This window comes from Pontiella sulfatireligans (genome assembly GCF_900890705.1).
In the GTDB taxonomy this organism is placed as follows: domain Bacteria; phylum Verrucomicrobiota; class Kiritimatiellia; order Kiritimatiellales; family Pontiellaceae; genus Pontiella; species Pontiella sulfatireligans.
The window spans coordinates 972860-990736 of sequence record NZ_CAAHFH010000001.1; the positions used below are offsets into that span (position 1 = coordinate 972860).

A 17877-nucleotide genomic window follows, 5' to 3' on the forward strand; every position below is an offset into this window, starting at 1 on the left:
AAATGCTATCCCCATACAAAGAACGGATTAAAATAGTCATCAGCGCAATGCTGTTAATTGGAGGGGGGAACCCCGCCCGAATTGGTCATCACGACCTCGAACACCGCCCCGGCATTCATCTCCGATCCCATCATTAAACCCGATGTACGGGAAGGGATTTTCTATCAGGCATCACTGACCAACGACATTACCGATGCAGGAAACGACGCCTTGACCTTCCGCAAAATTCCCGGCCCCGACTGGCTGCTGGTCTGGAGTGACGGCACCCTGGCCGGTGTTCCGGAAAACAGCGATGCCGGAACCAACCAAATCGTGGTGGAAGCCACCGATGGCGGAGGCCTTTCCGACCAGACCACCGTGCAGATCACCGTGAACGGGGTATCTCCCCCTCAGACGCTCGAATTCGAAGCAACCGATGACTCCTACGGAAAACGGGGCCGGACAGCATCAACGGGAACAAAACCTACCTCCAGCTGCGCTCAACAAACAGCAGTTGGGCGCGGATTGCCTTTATTAAGTTTGCAGTCAGCCTAACAGGCAATCCGTCGAGTGCCATCCTGAAAGTGCATTCCATTTCGCAGAACGGCCAGATTGACTTCCACCGGATATCCGACTCGTCTTGGACGGAAGATACCCTGACCTGGAACAATCTGCTCCCACTTGGCGCATTGATCGGCAGTGCGCAAGCTACATCGAACACATGGACGGAAATCGATGTCAGCAGCATGGTCACCAGCAACGGCGTCTACAGCGCTGCCATCCAGACCCCGGTCGATAGCCTGGGGGAACTCTCCAGCAAGGAAGGTGGAATGCCTCCCGTTTTAGAAATCGGCACCATCGCTCTTACACCGTCGCAGCTCTATACCGATTGGGTCGGCACATACCCCGCCCTGAGCGATACCAACACCCTCTCCGATCCGGATGGCGACCTGCTCGCAAACCTTGCCGAATATGCGCTAGGCGGTAATCCAACTTCAAACGACGCCGCGAGCATTCTGCCCTTCCACACCATGGGCGAGTCCCTCGGGACAAACTGGTTCAACTACATCTACACCCGCCACCGGGACGCCGCCCTGCGCAAGCTGACCTATGAAGTACAATCGACCACCAACCTGGTTTCCAATATCTGGACAAACGATACCCAGGAGGTCGGTTCTGCCATCATCGACGCCAATTTCGAAATCGTCACCAACCGCGTTCCAACCACGGGAAAAGCACAGCAGTTCCTGAAACTGGAACTCGGCCTGGAAGATTGAAATGCTCATGACGCACCTGCGAGGAAAGGTGCGGGCCAACTGGAGTGGTACAGATATCCGCTTCGCGTTCCTCTTATGAGAACCGCCCAACCGGGAACTCGCATCAGATATTCAAGCCCCTGCTTTCCTTCTCCCTCATATCCAGAGAAACTCTTGATGTCACTCCAGATGAATCGTCATACCGGTCTGGTAGTAATAATTAATGGAGGTGCCATCCAGCAGATGCTCCAACTTGCGCGATTGCTTAGCCAACGCGCTACCCGTGCAACAACAAATCATGAAAACATTGAGTATCGTTATCTTCTTAACCATACTCTTCTACTCTCAGATTTACTCTAGTTGCTGCTCACTTTGCAGGCGGCTATTTCGGCAATCTTCTGTTTCAACGCTTTTTCATAGGCGGCTATGCGTCCGGCCTGTTCAGGATTCCCGGCGAGACTCTGGGTTTCGAGCGGATCTTTTTCATAATCGTACAACTCGATGAAGGCGGGCTCGGCTTGCATCCCAAAGTCGCGCTTCTCATTTTTATAGGCCTGCTCGTCCTCAACCTTGTACCAGGCAATGTAGCGGTAGCGTTCGTCGCGCAGGGTATAGCCCATATAGACCTTGCCGGAAGGCGTGCGGGGATACTGACTGAATGCAAAATCCTTCACCTTGCCGGCTTTGCCGTCCATCAGCGGCACGAGACTTTTCCCCGGCAGGTGGGATGGAATCTCCAGACCGGACAAATCGCACAGGGTCGGGAAAACATCCACGAACTCTGACGGTGCAGCGGTTGTTTTGCCTTTGGTCTTTGACCAGGGCGCAGCCACGATGAGCGGCGAATGGGTGCCCTGCTCAAAATTGCTGTGCTTGCACCACATGTTGTGATCGCCCAGATGCCAGCCGTGGTCGCCCCACAGGCAGATGATGGTATTGTCGGCAATGCCCAGCTCGTCGAGCTGGTCGAGCAAACGGCCAACCTGCGCGTCGATATAGCTGACGCAGGCCATGTAGCCGTGAATGAGGGTGCGCTGGTACTCTTCAGGAAGATTGTCATCGGCCGGCACATCAGAATACATGCCGCGCAGCTCCCATCCCGGCTGATAGCCGATGGATGGCGCATCCGCTGGCATCTTGATATATTCCGCCAGCTCAATCTTTTTGGGGTCGTACAGGTCCCAGTATTTTTTCGGCGCGACAAATGGCAGGTGCGGCTTCTGGTAGCCCATCGAAAGGAAGAACGGCTTGTCGGCAGCGGCCAGTTTTTCGAGCAGTTTCATGGCGCCGGCCGTGCGAGCGCCGTCGTAGTAGGCATCGTCCGGAACATCGCAGCATTCGTAGGCGGGACGGGCGCCGGGCGAGCTCTTAATGATTTCCTTTTCGCTACGCCCCCCTTCTTTCTTCTTTTCCTGCTGATAAAGCTTGCTGGCCGCCAAATTGCGCTTTTTAGTCTCCGGATTTTGAAACCCATAGACCGGTTCTTCAAAACCTTCAGCGTAGATCATATTTGCGCCGCCTTTTGAATAGGGGATCGACCAAGAGGGTTCATCCAGTTTTTTATCAACACAACGCGAATCATAGGTTTTGCCGAGGCCTGTGGTTTCGTAGCCCATCTGCTTGAAATACTGCGGCAGGGTCAGGATGTCCGGGTTCATATCACGCATCTTTGTCGCCAGATCGTAGACACGGGTGGTGTCTGCATAAAGGCCGGTCATAAGGCTGGCGCGCGACGGCCCGCAGACCGCCTGCTGGCAATGGTTGTTCAGAAAAACCATGCCCCGTTTCGCCAAACGATCAATGTTAGGGGTTTTGATGGTGTCGTCACCGTAGCAGCCGAGCATTGGCTTCAGATCGTCCACCGGAATAAACAATACATTTGGAGGCCGCTTCGGTTTATTACCCGCTCCATGTACATTTGCAGCAGCTGAAATAAATACGGTGACCAGCCCGAGGCTGAGAACCAGTCCGCGTCTTGCTATTTGATTAATCATGATTGTTTCCCATCTTCAATTGAAGGTTGTATACGTTGCGAATAATATGTTTTATTTAATCTGCAGGTTCAATTGTAAAACTCAGTTTTCTGAGGAATTGCCCAAATTTTGTTCAAAGTTCCCGGTTGGCCATCGTTTACTGAAAGAACCCGAATCAAGCTAACAGGATAATCTATGAATCTCAAAAATGTCATGCTGACGCCGCTCCTGCTCGGCCTTATCTCCGCCCAAGCCTCCACAATCGATCTCCAAACACTGGAAAACGGGGTTAAGATTCTCGAAAACCATTCCGCCTCCCCCGATTCAAAAGGCGTGATGAGTACCTTTACCTTAAAAGTGCCGGAATTCAGCCGCGGGGTCTACTACCGCGGCCAGTGGTGGCCTTATGCCGGCAATCGCGTCTCCGGCCGCCACATCACCACGCCCAAGGGCGACGAAGGCGGCATCTTCCTGCTGCTCGAACTCAAGGACGGCGGCTACTTGGCCGTGCTTCCATTGAGTGGAGACCAAGCCTACTCCTGGTTCGCCCCGAACGGCTCTGATTTCATCCTCAAGTTCGGCACCCATGGAAAATCCTCCATCAAGGGCGACTTTCCTCTGGTCGCATGGGCGCGCGGCACCACGCCCTACGAGGCGTGTTCCAAGGTTTGGAAATCCGCCGCCGAAACACCTCAGATCAAAGGCCACATGAAGCTGCGCGCGGAAAAGGACTATCCCGAAATGTTCCGCTACCTCGGCTGGTGTTCATGGGAGGAGTTCCATAAGAACATCGACTCCGGCAAACTGGTCGAGCAGCTCAAAGGTTTGGCCGCCTCCCCTGCCCCGGTGCGCTATTTCCTCGTCGATGATGGCCACTTCAACAACCAGACGCTCAAGCCGAAGGCCGAAACCTTCCCGCAAGGCTACAAGCCGCTGACCGACCTGCGCTCCGAAGGCGGCATCCGATGGGTCGGCATGTGGCATGCGCTGATGGGCGAATGCAATGCGATTCGCGCGCCGGGACAGCTCGGCGATATCAGCAAGCACATGATGACCACCTACAACAAAAAGCGGATAGCAAAACCCAACGCGCAGGACACGGAAGCCTTTCTTCGCTATCTCTTCAGCTTTTCCAAACGTGATAACATCGACTTCTTGAAAGTCGATTTTTACGGCGGGTTGCTCCCCTACTATGCCGGTGCCGACAAGGGCTCCATCACGGCCAACTTTCCCGCGGACAACACCCACGCCATCGACAACCCCGTCGAGGCAACCGTCACTTACGCGCGCGTTTACCAGAATGTGGTCGAAGAAGAATTCGGGGGGCTTATTAACTGCAACTGGCACCAGCCGCACTTTCTGTTCAATTCCGCCGACTCGGTCGTCGGGCGCTGCTCAGCCGACTACAGCAAGGGTAACCTCAAAAAAGCCAAAGCACACCTCTACGATTCCTACGCCGCCATCCCGTGGCTTGGCCAGACCGCCTGGGGCGACCACGACATGTTCCATTCCAACGACCCATTTGCCGGACGCATGATGGCCGTCTCCAAGGCGCTCTCCGGCGCGCCGGTCTACCTCTCCGATCCCTACGACCACCTCGACATGGAAAACATCAAGCCGCTCTGCTACGAAGACGGCCTGCTGCTGCGCCCGCTTGCCCCGGCCGCACCGCTGCCCGAGGATATTTTTCAACCCTTGGAAAGCAAACGCCTGCACCGGGTCATGGCTCCGCTGGCCAACGGCGCAGCCGCCATTGAAATCTACAATTTCCATGGCGATGCCAAGAACGACAACCCCGAATATCCCACCACCATTGTCCCGGCCGACTATGCCGCAGCCGGTGGCATGATGCAGCCGTTTTCCAATGATTGGAAACTGCCCGAAGAGGGTCTCGTGGTTTTTGACTTCTATCAGGGTACTGCCCAAAAGCTCGGTGGCGGCTACAACGTTTCCATCAAAGGATTCGGCGACCGTCTCCTGCAACTCAGCCCGATTAAAAACGGCTGGTCGGTGATCGGACGCACCGACAAATATCTATCCTCCGCCGCCGTTGAAGTGCTCTCCTGCGAAAGCGATACGCTTTGGGTTTTAGTGCATGAAGCCGGTCCCATCGGAATTTGGCTGGCCCATGGGAAACCGATCGCCAAAGGCGTCAAATTTATTGAAAAGGGAAACGGATTTTTCGTTGCCGATCTTCCCGTAAATGCAGAACCCTATGAACTCGCCATCAAAAGGAATTAGACCAAAATGAAACGCAGAGGATTTATTCAAACACTCGGAGTGACGGCCGCCGCAGGAACCTGCCGCGCGGTAAACAATACGAAAAAACCCAACGTCGTCTTTTTTCTGATCGACGATATGGGCTGGAAGGATCTCGGCTGCTTCGGCGCCAAGCTCTATGAAACGCCGAACATCGACCGCCTTTGCGCCGAGGGCATACGCTTTCCACAGGCCTACACCTCCACCGCTATCTGCGCGCCGGCGCGTGCCACGGCGCTGACCGGCCGCCACCCGATGAAGATGCAGATGTGGAACCACATGCACTTCATTCCCAAGGGACAGAAAATTCTTCCGCAATATCTAAAAGAAGCGGGCTACCAGAACTGGCACGTCGGCAAATGGCATATGGGCAACGAAAAGGATAAAACCTATCCCGAAAACCTCGGTTTCGATGCCAACATTGCCGGTTGGACGGCGTGGGGTCCCGGTTCCTATTTCTGGCCCTACCTCTGGAACGGCAAAGCACACAACCGCAACAGCGTGCCGATGCTCAAGAAAGGCGGCCAAGAGGGCGAGCAGCTCACCGACCGCCTGACAGAGGAAGCCCTCAAACTGATCGATGCGCGCAAGCCCGACCAGCCCTTCTACCTGAACTTTTGGTACTACTCCGTCCACAATCAAAAAGAGGCCAAACTGGAGCTGATCAAAAAATATGAACGCAAGATCAAGCAGATGGGATTGGAAAAAACCGTTCGCCACGATCCCAAAACCGGCAAGGACCTGATTACCAGCGAAACCAATCCGGTCTATGCGGGCATGATTGAAACCGTCGATGACTCCGTCGGTCGCGTGATCGACAAGCTTAAAGCCATAGGCGAATACGACAATACGTTGTTCATCTTCTTTTCAGACAACGGCTCCACCACCGACTCGATACCGTGCGTTCCGCTCAACGGGGGAAAGAACTCCACCTACGAGGCCGGCGTTCGCGTGCCCGCGTTCATGGCATGGAAAGGGAATATCCAACCCGGATCCGAATACAACCACTGCATATATATTGGCGATGTGTTCAATACCGTTATGGACGCGACGGGGCAAACGGCTCCCGCGAACGACAGCACCTCCCTGCTTCCTGTCTTTGCCGGGAAACAGCTGCCGCCGCGCGAGTTTGTCTGGTATTTCCCGGACACGCGCGAAAAATGGGGGCAACGCGCCAACGCCGCTATATTCGACGAAAAAAGCGGCATGAAATATCTCATGTTCTTCAACGGGGACGGTGATGAGCTTTACGACCTCAACAAGGACATCGGCGAAACCACCAACCTCATCGATCAGTATCCCGAAGCAGCAAAAGAGTTGCAGAAACGGCTCACTCAATTCCTCAAGCAGAACATGGCGGGAATGCCCCCGCCGCCAGAAAAATACAAGGAAGCGGTTGAACAGCGCCTCGGCCTGACATCCCTATAGGAATATCATGAATCATAAATTCTTTATACTCATAACATTGGCCGTTGCCACCATCGCAATGGCCGAAAAAGCAAGCACAGCACTCCCCGTCAAAGTGACCGCTCAGGGTGAATTAAAGCTGGCCCCGGCAAAACCCGCAACCGCAGAACCAGACGAAACCCTGGATGCCGCAAAGCTCCCGTTGGTGTCGGCGCGGATTACCGGAAAGGAACTCCAGATCATCTACAACATTCCCGAGGGGCAGCACGCAACGGTCAGTAAATCCTTCAACTTCATGACCGTCACCACTACGGGAATCAAGGGATTGGAGTTCGGCGAAACGATCTGCCCCGAAGGTGAAAAGGATCCTAACGGGAACACAGTATACCACGGCATCTTCATCTTGAAGAAACCCATAAAGACCCTCTCTGGATACGCCTTCGAACCCCGAACCGTGGCCGTTACGGCAGGATATCAGCTTTGCCTCGACTCCGGTGTCTGCATGCCGCCCAAGAAAGAGACGATCAACCTGTCGTTCACACTGGAAAAGCAATAGCCCGACAAAGAACCCTGCCAAGATGGACCAGTTCCTCGCTTCTGCTGTCTTGTACTGCACCAGCTATTGAATCCGGGCCTCGATCTTGAAGAATCCGACAGATGTGGCGAGATCAACTTCGTGCACATCCGACGGAAACGTCAGCGCGTTGGTCCAATCGCGAAGAATGGCCCAGTCAGCCAAATCCGGGCTTTCCCACAACCGGTAGAGCACGCCGGACTTTGCGGGCCACGTCAGCTGTAACATTCCGGATACAGGAAAAGGTGCGACTCCGGTGAATCCGAATACGGACTCCGGATCGGCGCGATTGGTACCCAGCGCAATCTCCTGCGAATCGGTCAATCCATCGCCGTCACTATCGACATTGATTGGGACGACCGCACCGGAAACATAAAACATAAAGTCATCCGAGTTCATGGCAAGGACGTTGTTCCAAGCATTGGAATTCCAGTCTTCAACGGCGTAGGAAGTGCATTCAAACAATGTTCCTTCTGTATAGATTCCTGAATTATCCCTGCGGAAACCCCATTTATGGATCTGGTTGGAGCCGGAGCTTTCGTCGAAGAACATGAGAAAGCTATATGTGCCGACGGCATCGAGCACTAGGCCAGACCCAAGAGAAAACCTGACCCAGTCATTGGCATCCACTTCGTTGGCGGACGTACCGTCACCAAACGAGGCGAGATTGCAGGAATAGGTTGCCAGCTCATTCGAGCTGTTCTGGGTTCCGGCAAAGACCTTGATTTGTAGCTGGCCGGAATACGCATCGAAATTTTCGGCCGATGCCGATTTGAAGTAGATAGCCGAAAGTTTTTGGCCTCCCCCCGGCGGAAGCCCCGCGAGGCTGAACGACTGGCCGATTGCAATTTGCTGGGTGTCGGTACGGATCACCTCACGCTGGCGGGTCTGCGAGCCTTCGCCTCCGGCCAGAACATGGGCACCGCCCGACGGGGAGATCGGGCCGGTTTTCTCAGCCGTTGCCGTGACGGATTCGGCTTCAACCGTAATTGGAACCGTGGCTTCGGCGCTATTGGTCTGCCCATCGCTTGCCGTGAAGGTAAAGCGGTCGGCCCCGATGAAGTCCGCATCCGGAAAATAGGTCAGGCTGGGTGCCGTACCGACAAGGGTGCCGTGACGCGGCTGATCGTCGGCCATATAGGAGAGCGTATCATCATCCAGGTCGGCACCGGTCAGGACAATGGCCACACTATCGTTTTTCAAAACCGTTACGGTAGAGGGTTCGGCCACCGGTCGGTTGTTTTGCAGCATAGCGCCGTCCGTGATCTCAAGCCGAACAGGTGCGTTGGCGACGGGGAGGTCGGCCGTGAACAAGCCGTCGCCCAAATAGGTAAAGACCATCCCGCCGGCCTGAGGGATATAGCCGCGCTCGGACCAGATGGTCAGTGGCCCAGAGCGGTGCAGTTCAACGACCAGCATATCGGCTCCGGCCTGCACAGATTTCACGGCGGCGGCGGAGAGATATTTATCGGTCCGCCCAACAACCGACCAACCATTCTGTATCGGGCTGAGCTGAAGGACGCGGTAGTCGAAGTTGACAAGGCTGACTTCGCAACCCGCTTCCATCTTTCTTGCGCTTTTGTTGTACCAATCGTAAACCAGCAAACCTTCATCCGGCGCGCTCCATGGCCCCGAATAAGGCTGAATCATGCCGCCCGCTTCTGCGTAGTCTGCTTCGGTAAAAGTTCTGGAGTAGACAATCGATGCCTGTGGGCCGCGGCGGTGCGTGTTGTAGACGACGAGGGTCGCGTTGCTGTTCGGCAACGGGGCGATCGCTGCCGAGAGACGATCGTCGTACATCTGGTGGAAGAGGTCTTCCGGCAGAGGCGCCGCCGGTGCCAGCGGGCGCAGCAGCAGGCCATCCTGATAGCAGAGCCCCTCCACATATTCCCGATTGATGTCTTCGGCATATTCGGAAAGATAGATCGAGCTTCCGGAAACCGCCTTGGCAATCACGTTGAACCGAGCGGCATTGGTGTAACTGTCGCCGGAGTGGAACATGTCGTGGTCGCCCCATGAAACCTGGCCGAGCCAGGGGGTGGAGGAGAAGGCATGGAAGGTGTGGCTGATGGCATCCTGTTCGCCCCCTTTGTTGTCTTCGCTGCAGCGGCCGACGATACTGTCGAACGATCCGAAGAGGCTGGGCGCGTTATGCCAGTTGCAGTTGATCAGGGCGCTGAAATCGCTATCGACTACCTCATGGAAGCCCTGCTGGGCGTTGATCGAAGCCGCATAGGGATTCGCGAAAGCACCGCTCGGCGCGGTGCTGCGGCCCGGCCACACGCCGCCAAAAAACTTGATATTGAAGGTCTGGAAATCGGTTTTCAGGAAATCGAAGTCGTTGGTTTTTCCTTCCCGGAAGATATGGCGGAAAAACGTGCGGGCCGATTCGAGATCGTTCTTCGGCATCATTCTGGAATTCACCACTTCATAGGAGTTCGAAACCGCATCCCATGCGTCGTTGGGCGGGGTGGCACCGAAGTTGCCGAACATGGCATACCAGATCCCCATCCACTTCAGCTTTTCCGGGGTGCGATACTGCATCATGCTCCCATAGCTGTTCGGGAAGTCGTTAGTATCGTTCAAGAGGGTCAGCTTGTCGTAGTGACCGTCGTCCATCAGCGCCCAGCGGATGGGTACCGTCGATTCGTGGAGCCCTTGCAGTGCATCCACCATATTTGTTTCGTTGACGTCCATGCCGATACAATCCCAGCTGCACCAGCCAAGGTAGCGGAAAATTTCGGGATAGGCTTTTTCCTCGCGCAGCTTGAAGCGCCCCTGCGACAGGATCGGGTCGGCGGCCTGTTCCCATACCTTGGCGGCAGCTTCGTAGGGGCTCCCTCCCCTCGCCCAGGCGCAAATCGGAAGATCGTTTGAGATGGCGGCAGCCCCGTGATGCCCGAACTTCAGTTCCAATGTTCCGCCAAGACACTCATACTCCCCGGTCGGGGCTTCGCGGTTTTCCCGTTCTTGGATGGTGCCACCATCAACGTTCAACCAAGAATAGGTCTCGGTTCCTGACAATGGAAGCAGGGCCAGATAGCCGCCGCCGGTTAGTTCGAAAATGGCGAAGATGCCCCCTTCTATATTCTGGTCATGCACCTCAAGAATGTCGACGGTTCCATTGGCATGCGGGCGGATCACGCGACTGTAGACGCGGTTACCTCCAGAAGGCCACCAGCCGCCTTGGTAATAGACTCCGCGGTCATATGCAGGAAGCTTTAAGGAATATTGACCCAGCACACCCAACGCATCCGGTGCCCCGGAAAAGTTTTCATGAATCGCCACACCATCCTGGTTCAGGACCATATCCAATTCCAGCCCAGCACCCCAACCTTGAAGCGCCAGCCCGACCGCCATCATGGAAACGAATTCCCTGAGATTCATTTTGCATTACCTTGGGTTATTATAAATTGCTCCTTGAAGAGCATTCCTACTGCGGGATGGCCACGCGAACAAACAGCTTGCCCGACGAACCGGACAGGGCGTCCGGAATAGTGATTGTTGTGGGGCTTCCGCCGGTTTCGCCATCAAGCGTGGTGAAGACCTCCCAATCCACCAGATTGGTGGAAACCTGGATGTCGTAGCGAACACCATCGAGCAGGTTGCGGACGGTATAATCCATTTCCTGGCTGACGTTCATGAAGAACGAAGTGGCATTGGAGGCATCGGGCACGTTGGAATCCAGATCAAATGCAAGTTCATGATAGTAGCTCAATCCATCGGCATCGGCATCGGCCAGCAGCACGGGATAGGTTGCGATAACCGGCCCGACATTGTCGTAGGCCACCAGATCCCGCCCTAAACCGATGCGGGCATCGGGTGCGTAGTCACCGGTTGAATCCATCCAGTCGGACAGGATCTTGCGGTAGGCTTTAAGCTCGGCCGCATAGGCGGCATGGGTTGCCAGATTGACCGCTTCGAATGGATCGTTGAAAAGATCGTAGAATTCCTCCGCCACTTTCGTGCCGAGGAAATAGCTCTGCTCCGGAGTCAAGGAAACACTATTCGTCATGCTGCGGGGATTGAGGACGGAGTTGGCATAATTCCCGTTTATGAAGGGCAGTTCGGGATAGAAATGGCGGATATACTTGAAGCGATGGCCCACCACCGCCCGCGAGCGGTCGAAGATGCCGTCCACCCCATCGCGGGAGGCAAACACAACCGTGCGGCTGGTCAGGTCGTCGTTGAACAAATCCAGCCCTTCCATTTTCGGCGGACGGATCGCATGCGCCACACCGGCACAGGTCGCGGCAATATCAATCATGCTGGTCAGGTTGGTGTTCACCGAAGCGGGGGTGACTTTGCCCGGCCAGCGGATAATCATCGGCACATGGATTCCGGTTTCATAGAGCCACTGCTTATGGCGCATGGTGGCACGTCCGTGGTCGGACGCGAGAATGACGAGGGTGTTGTCCGCCTCGCCGCCAAGGTCGAGCCCGGCGAGAAACTGGCCGACCACATAATCGGTGCATGATACCGCATTAAGCGACTGGGCCACCCAATCGCGCCAGTCGGCGGAATCTTCGAGATAGGGAGGGATGGTTACATTCGCAGGATCCACCGCCACACCGGTGGCGTTGGCCCAAGTGGTTCCCGTTCCAAATCCGTGCTTCTTGCCCGTTTCAATATTGACGTAGGCAAAGAACGGCTGCCCCGCCATGCGGTTGGTCCAGGCTCCGCCCATGAAGATAGTCGAGGGATCGCACGAAGGACTATCTGCTGGGCCGGTAAAGTCAAATCCCTGTATATGCTGGAGTGGATGAGGGTTGTCGCCCACCGTTTTGACCATATCGGGATTTCGGTCAAAATTGAGGTCGGTCTTGCCCGATGCACCCCATCGGATATCCCCGTTGCTGATGTTTACCGTGAAATAGCCGGCATCGGTCAACAGTTTTGGAAGGGACCCATGACCTTCCGGCAACTGGTCAATATAGTGGGAGCGATGATGTGGCGCCCCGATGGTCGTGACATAGTTTCCGGAGAAGAGTGCCGTGTGCGATGGCGAACAAACCGGGTTGGCCACATAGGCACGCGTATAACGCACACCTTGCGAAGCCAGCGTGTCGATGTTCGGCGTATGGGTGAGATCCGCATCGGGGGAAATCCCGAACGATCCGTCATAACAGCCAAAAGAAGGATCGAGGTCATCGAGGTAGATCATGAAAATATTGGGCTGATTGACCGATGCATCCGGCGCGGCAGACGCTTCAAGCGAGTCTGCCGATTCTTCATTCAGATTGTTCTTTGCCGAAACCACGTAATAGTAGGTGGTGCCGTTGACGACATTGGTATCAATAAAGTTTCCAGTGGTTGGGGCCGCTCCCGCCAGCGCAACATAGGGGCCGCCGTTTGCGGAGGAACGTTTGACGACAAAATGGTCGAACCCATCCTGCTCGTTTTTGCTCCAGCTCAAGGCAACGCGTCCATTGGCCGGGATGGCCGTCAGCAACTCCGGCACATCGGGCGAGGGAGCCTTGCTGATGCCCACCACGAGAATGGCGTTCACATGAATGCTTCCGGCCTGGGCTGACAGTGTCACGGCCTGGGAGGAAGCATCCGCGGTAAAACTGCCCACGGCATGCTGCCCATAATCGTCTGGCTCTCCAGTGGATACCGCTCCGTTCATAATGGTTGCCGAATTTCCCAAGCCATCACCCAGTGTAAGAGATTTATAGTTACGCTGGTCGTTGTAGAACACCTGAACTTTATAATCGTTGCCGACCGTCAGTCCGGAAAGAGTAAGCGTTCCAGTTTTGATCTGGTTCGCATAGGCCAGACTTCCAATGACGAGATCAAAGTTTGCATCGCCCGTGGAGGCCATGACGACCGGCGCTTTATAAATGACGCTGGATGCCAGCGTGCCAGACCCGACGCTTTCGTCAGCATCGGCTCCCGTTGGAACGAAGTCCAAGCCGGGGAAATTCACGGAAGAAAAGGGGTAGGAACCGGTTCCGCTAGATCCCCCTCCCGTAATCGTGGATGGCGACGTTCCGCAATTAAATGCATGCAAAACATTCCCCTCGACGAGCTGGGATTTTCCCGTGGTGTTCGTGGCGGCACTCCAGCTGATCGCTGCCGCGTGCGATCCGCGGGGCAGCACAAGTGCTACAAAGCAACCCAGCGCGATGATAGGAATTATTCTTCGTGTATTGTGTTCCACAATGAACCTCTGGTTTACGTAGTTGACATGCGCACAGACAAAAGGAAGACAACGCCCGACTCCATTCGGGGCAGTTTGCAAGGTCTGGAACAATAGATTATGGAGCGGAAACGACGGCGCGGAAACCGTATCTCGTGTCACCGGAAAGCCATCCGCCCGTCATCGTCTTGTCTCCGCAACGGACTTTATCGGCTTCCCAGTTGAAGGATCCCCCTCTGGAAGATTGCTGCGAAGCCTTGGTTATCGCTCCGTCGGGATTGGTGAATTCCGCAAGATTTCCCACTATGTTAAACAGGCCATATCCGTTTACCGGAAGATCGCCGACTGGTGCCGTATACGGAAACACATCGCCGTCGAACCAGTAGGAGCGATGAGGCCCCGCATCAGCCACCGTAGATAAGTCATACGGATAGGCTGGGTTGTTGTAATATGCATAATAGTTGGCTTTGACATGAGTGATGGTATCGCCCCACGGGAAGCGCTTGCCGGACAGGCCGCCGCGGGCGGCATATTCCCACTCGTCGCCGGTCGGCAAACGATAACCATTGGCCTGAAAACCGCAATCTACGGTAAACGGATTCACATAGTCAAAAGTACGGAACACCACGCCTTCTTCCGTGTAACAGGGAGTCCGCCCCTCCATCTCGCTCCGGGCATTGCAGTAGAGGACGCTCTCAATGTATCTGATGGAATGCACAGGATGTCCCGCAGCCTTGGCAGCACCCTTGTTCGTGGAAATATTATAGCCGTTATTGGATGCCCATAGCGCCACGTCGTCCCACTTTTCCTTGGAGACCTCCGTCGTATCCATCCAGAAACGATCCACCGTAAGCGAATAGGCGCCAAAATCCGGGTCGGTTCCGCTGTTGGTTCCGGCAACAATCATCACCATGCCGGACGAAGGAGGAGGGAGTTCGTAGGATTCGGCACGGAAAAAAAACTGTGCATTCGGCAAGTTGGTCGCGAACAAACCAGGCGTCGCCACCTGGTCGGATAAATCGTCCCAATCGCCAATTATCATGTTCGGCCGACCATAGAAACGGTATCCCATGCTCGGCGACGAGGACCACCTGACCGAAACCGCTACCTCATCCGCAATCTTCTCGCAAGTAATCATTGTTTCCACTGCACTTACGCCGGCCGCCATGCCGATCATTAATAATAGGACACTCCACTTCTTCATATTTTCTCCAAAACACCCTCATTAGCATTTGAAAAAAGATGCGGCGCGATGCCGCATCTCCATTCGTTCTTCATTGCCAAACAGACTAGACAATGAAAAATCGGCGGATACCGAAAAGGGCTCCCCCAACCATTGCAACCAGCCCCAGCGTCGCCGGTTCCGGAATCACCACCGACCCGGCCACAAAAAATGCCTGATCATGTGAATCATCCCGGTGCTGTATAACAGTCCATGGATCCGTAGAACTCCATGGCGTTGTGATGTCCGCAGTAGAGGCGAACAATGCGTGATCGCCAGCGCCACCATATACGCTGCCTTTGGACTTGTAGAATTCCCAGTTATTATCGGCATCATCGCTAGTCATGAATACCATGAAGGAATACTGGCCGCCGGCAGCCAGCTCATACCCCCCTAGATCCAGTTTAATCCAATCATCCTTTGCCACAGAAGCAGAAGTGGCAAGATCATAGGCAATCGTCGTCAATGCATCTCCGCTGATTCCCGAGAAAATCTTGACCTCAAGATTACCTGACATAGAGGAAAGATTCTCAGTGGTATACGATTTAAGATAAAGATCAGACAGCTGATATTTTTCCGTCGGGTTAATGGCTCCCAAGCTAAACACCTGCCCCATTGCAACCTCATTGACGGCAGCGATGTTTTTTACCGCTTGCCGGACAGTTCCTCCGACAACATCAGCCCCCGTCAACACATTTGCCGAAGGAGCAGTCGTCCCATGGTTTACAATCACCCCGGCCTGCGCGCCGATGGCGGCGACAGAAACCAGCGCAATTAATGCTGTTTTTTTCATTTCTTTCTCCTTTTCATGTTCCTCCATCCGCCTCCCGCCCATCGCGGGAAAACGGGCAGAAGGTTCAAATTACGGGTTGCCGAATCCAACCTTAAGGTTCATGAACTGAGTAGCTTCCGTTGTGGTGGAAATGCGGTTGGTTACCGTTTCGAAACCATCCACCACCGGGGATGCCCCCGCTTCGCTAGTGGCGTTGGTTATGGGGCCATTCACCAGATCGGTGGAGGAAAGCACCGCATAGCTAAGCGCAGGATCCGCAGGGTTCTGGCGACGGTAGACATAGTTCAACCAGGCGCCATCCACTTCGGAAGTCGGCAGAATGGCGGCCGCATCGTCGTTGTTAGGGTTTCCACCCAGCGCGTATTCGAGCAGGTTGTTGATCCCGTCGCCATCGGGCAAATCCAGCAACAGGTTGTTGCTCAGGCCATAATCCTTAATCCATTGCTCCAGTGCGCTCAACTGCGGGCCGATATCTCCATCGATCGAAAACAGCATGTCACCGACCTGAGCCGTATTAACGGCGGCACCAATCGGCGTTGCAACATCCCAGGGGTCGGTATCGAAATTTGCAACATCGTAGGCATTGGCTCCCCGCATTTCATTTCCATCAGGATATTCGGTGGAACTTGAATCACGCGCAAAATTGATGCGGTGATCGGCATCTTCCTCACCACATACGATCAGGTAGGTATACGTCACGCCATTGGTCATTGGAATACCGGAACCCAGACCGAACTTAACCCAGTGGTTGTTCCAACTGCCCAGCGCTGTGGCATCATAATCATACGAGCCTAAGGACGTTGACCCCGCACCAACCCCTTCAAATACCTGGATTTGGAATGAATTAGCCGTCCAGTTTGCGAATACTTCAGTTGATCTTACTTTAAGGGTGATACTTTGTGCTGTGCCGTTCGTCGTGGCTATAAAACTCTGCCCACCAAGAGAATGGTTGGCAGCAGAGTCCCAACGTACTTCACGGTTTCCTTCGTCTCCACCTGCCGCGAGATGCGAAGCGATTGACCCTGCTGAAGGTGTGCTGGTGCCCACATCAAGAACCACCGGTGTTTCTATGGAAAGTAACGAAAGAGAGACCGTTGCCGCCGCGCTGGTGGAAACGCCGTCCGTTACTGTGAAAGTAAAGTTATCGCTACCTTCGAAGGTCGGGCTGTCTGGCTGGTAGATCACCTGCGGGAGATTTGTGGCGACCAGCGTGCCGTTTACCGGAAGATCCTCGATTAAGAAGGTCAATGCATCTCCATCCAGATCGCTTCCCGTTAACGTGAGCGCGGTATCAACCCCGTAGATGGTCGCACTGTCAGCATTTGCAACAGGAGCCTGATTACCTACCAAGGCCTCTCCGACATAGAAGGAAAAATCCCGGTCTGCGGCAGCAATAGCCATCCCTGTCCAGGCACTGTTCGGCCAGTTATTGGTCCAGGAAAGATCACTGATTTCTTCATACTGAACGCCGTCGGTATATCCAGAGGTGTCACCGCGGTAAAAGCTCCATGTATTGGCAACATCCGAGCTAGTCGTATCCCAGAACGCCACGAAACTATAGTTCGTGGCAACCGTGAGGTTGGTGCCACCATCCAGGGAAAAACGCACCCAGTCGCCAATGGCCACATCAAAAGCATTGGTATCCCCGTCGTCAAAGGAAGCCATGTTAAATTCATAAGTATCCAGCAGAACAGCCGTCGCGCCCTCGCCTTGATACAGGTTGATTTCAAGATCCCCTGCAAAGGAGGAGAAATGCTTGTTGTTTGCTGACCTAAGGAAGATCTCCCCCAACTGAAAACCTCCACCAGAAACCTGGGCAGCGTCCAGTGTGAACGATTGCCCGATAATAATTGTTTTATTATCAGAAGCACGATTAATAACTTCGCGTTGTTTGGATGTCCCTGCATCCGTCCCTTCGAGTCCGGAAAGAACTGTCGATGGATCCGCACCGCCAATCACGGAAACCGTTCCCGCCAAAGCGGAACCCAGCGCCATAGCAGTCACACATGTAATTATATATCCATATTTTTTCATCTGCTGTCTCCTTTTGCTTTCTTTTTTTAGTTCCGCTACAATTCGAGCTTTTAATATATCTTTTTATCTCACTTACTCGGATGTAATCTTCTCTTACCTATAGCCCTAGAAACGTCTCATATTATACTATTCGTGAATATAATTGATTTTTTTCACATGACGATTCCGCGAACAGGAATTCCGGCTATATATATTATCGTTTTATTTCCATTTTTGACCATTTTATGCCAAATTCCTG

At 54.3% G+C, this 17877-nt stretch carries 12 protein-coding genes; 5 read left to right on the plus strand and 7 right to left on the minus strand.

What is annotated here, in order from left to right; translation table 11 throughout:
* Positions 1–81 precede the first annotated feature (81 nt).
* Complete coding sequence (locus tag SCARR_RS03440; RefSeq protein ID WP_168432964.1) at positions 82–534, plus strand: putative Ig domain-containing protein; 453 nt, start codon at positions 82–84, stop codon at positions 532–534.
* Positions 474–1256, plus strand: a complete 783-nt coding sequence (locus SCARR_RS03445; RefSeq protein ID WP_246044442.1) for a CBM96 family carbohydrate-binding protein — start codon at positions 474–476, stop codon at positions 1254–1256. Before SCARR_RS03440 ends, SCARR_RS03445 begins: the two co-directional genes overlap by 61 nt.
* A gap of 159 nt (positions 1257–1415) precedes the next feature.
* Here SCARR_RS03445 and SCARR_RS28035 read toward each other — a convergent pair whose 3' ends face one another.
* Together SCARR_RS28035 and SCARR_RS03450 are read right to left on the minus strand one after the other, a co-directional pair.
* On the minus strand, positions 1416–1568 hold the full coding sequence (locus SCARR_RS28035; RefSeq protein WP_168432965.1) for a hypothetical protein: 153 nt from the start codon (positions 1566–1568) through the stop codon (positions 1416–1418).
* A 23-nt stretch (positions 1569–1591) separates the two neighbouring features.
* Positions 1592–3229: a sulfatase gene (locus SCARR_RS03450; RefSeq protein WP_136060121.1), complete on the minus strand. Its 1638-nt coding sequence runs from the start codon at positions 3227–3229 to the stop codon at positions 1592–1594.
* 174 nt (positions 3230–3403) lie between these two features.
* On the opposite strand from SCARR_RS03450, the gene SCARR_RS03455 reads away from it, so the two are divergent.
* From SCARR_RS03455 to SCARR_RS03465, 3 genes are read left to right on the plus strand one after another with little or no spacing between them, the layout of a single operon-like run.
* Entirely contained in the window at positions 3404–5449 is a 2046-nt protein-coding gene (locus SCARR_RS03455; protein ID WP_136060122.1) for a Sip1-related alpha-galactosidase, read from the plus strand.
* Positions 5450–5455: 6 nt separating this feature from the next.
* Positions 5456–6895 carry a sulfatase gene (locus SCARR_RS03460; RefSeq protein ID WP_136060123.1) on the plus strand — a complete coding sequence of 480 codons (1440 nt, stop codon included), beginning with the start codon at positions 5456–5458 and terminating at the stop codon, positions 6893–6895.
* Positions 6896–6902: 7 nt separating this feature from the next.
* Positions 6903–7430 carry a protein-disulfide reductase DsbD domain-containing protein gene (locus SCARR_RS03465; RefSeq protein ID WP_136060124.1) on the plus strand — a complete coding sequence of 176 codons (528 nt, stop codon included), beginning with the start codon at positions 6903–6905 and terminating at the stop codon, positions 7428–7430.
* 63 nt (positions 7431–7493) lie between these two features.
* Here the strand turns inward: SCARR_RS03465 and SCARR_RS03470 are convergent, their stop codons facing one another.
* The 5 genes from SCARR_RS03470 to SCARR_RS03490 all read right to left on the minus strand — a co-directional run bounded on the left by SCARR_RS03470 (position 7494) and on the right by SCARR_RS03490 (position 17639).
* On the minus strand, positions 7494–10835 hold the full coding sequence (locus SCARR_RS03470) for a Sip1-related alpha-galactosidase (RefSeq protein ID WP_136060125.1): 3342 nt from the start codon (positions 10833–10835) through the stop codon (positions 7494–7496).
* 46 nt (positions 10836–10881) lie between these two features.
* A complete protein-coding gene (locus SCARR_RS03475; RefSeq protein ID WP_136060126.1) occupies positions 10882–13611 on the minus strand; it encodes a sulfatase-like hydrolase/transferase in 2730 nt (909 codons plus the stop codon).
* Between the two features lie 97 nt (positions 13612–13708).
* Positions 13709–14794 carry a formylglycine-generating enzyme family protein gene (locus SCARR_RS03480; protein ID WP_136060127.1) on the minus strand — a complete coding sequence of 362 codons (1086 nt, stop codon included), beginning with the start codon at positions 14792–14794 and terminating at the stop codon, positions 13709–13711.
* Between the two features lie 85 nt (positions 14795–14879).
* Complete coding sequence (locus SCARR_RS03485; RefSeq protein ID WP_168432966.1) at positions 14880–15605, minus strand: PEP-CTERM sorting domain-containing protein; 726 nt, start codon at positions 15603–15605, stop codon at positions 14880–14882.
* 69 nt (positions 15606–15674) lie between these two features.
* Entirely contained in the window at positions 15675–17639 is a 1965-nt protein-coding gene (locus tag SCARR_RS03490) for an Ig-like domain-containing protein (protein ID WP_136060129.1), read from the minus strand.
* Between the last annotated feature and the right edge of the window lie 238 nt (positions 17640–17877).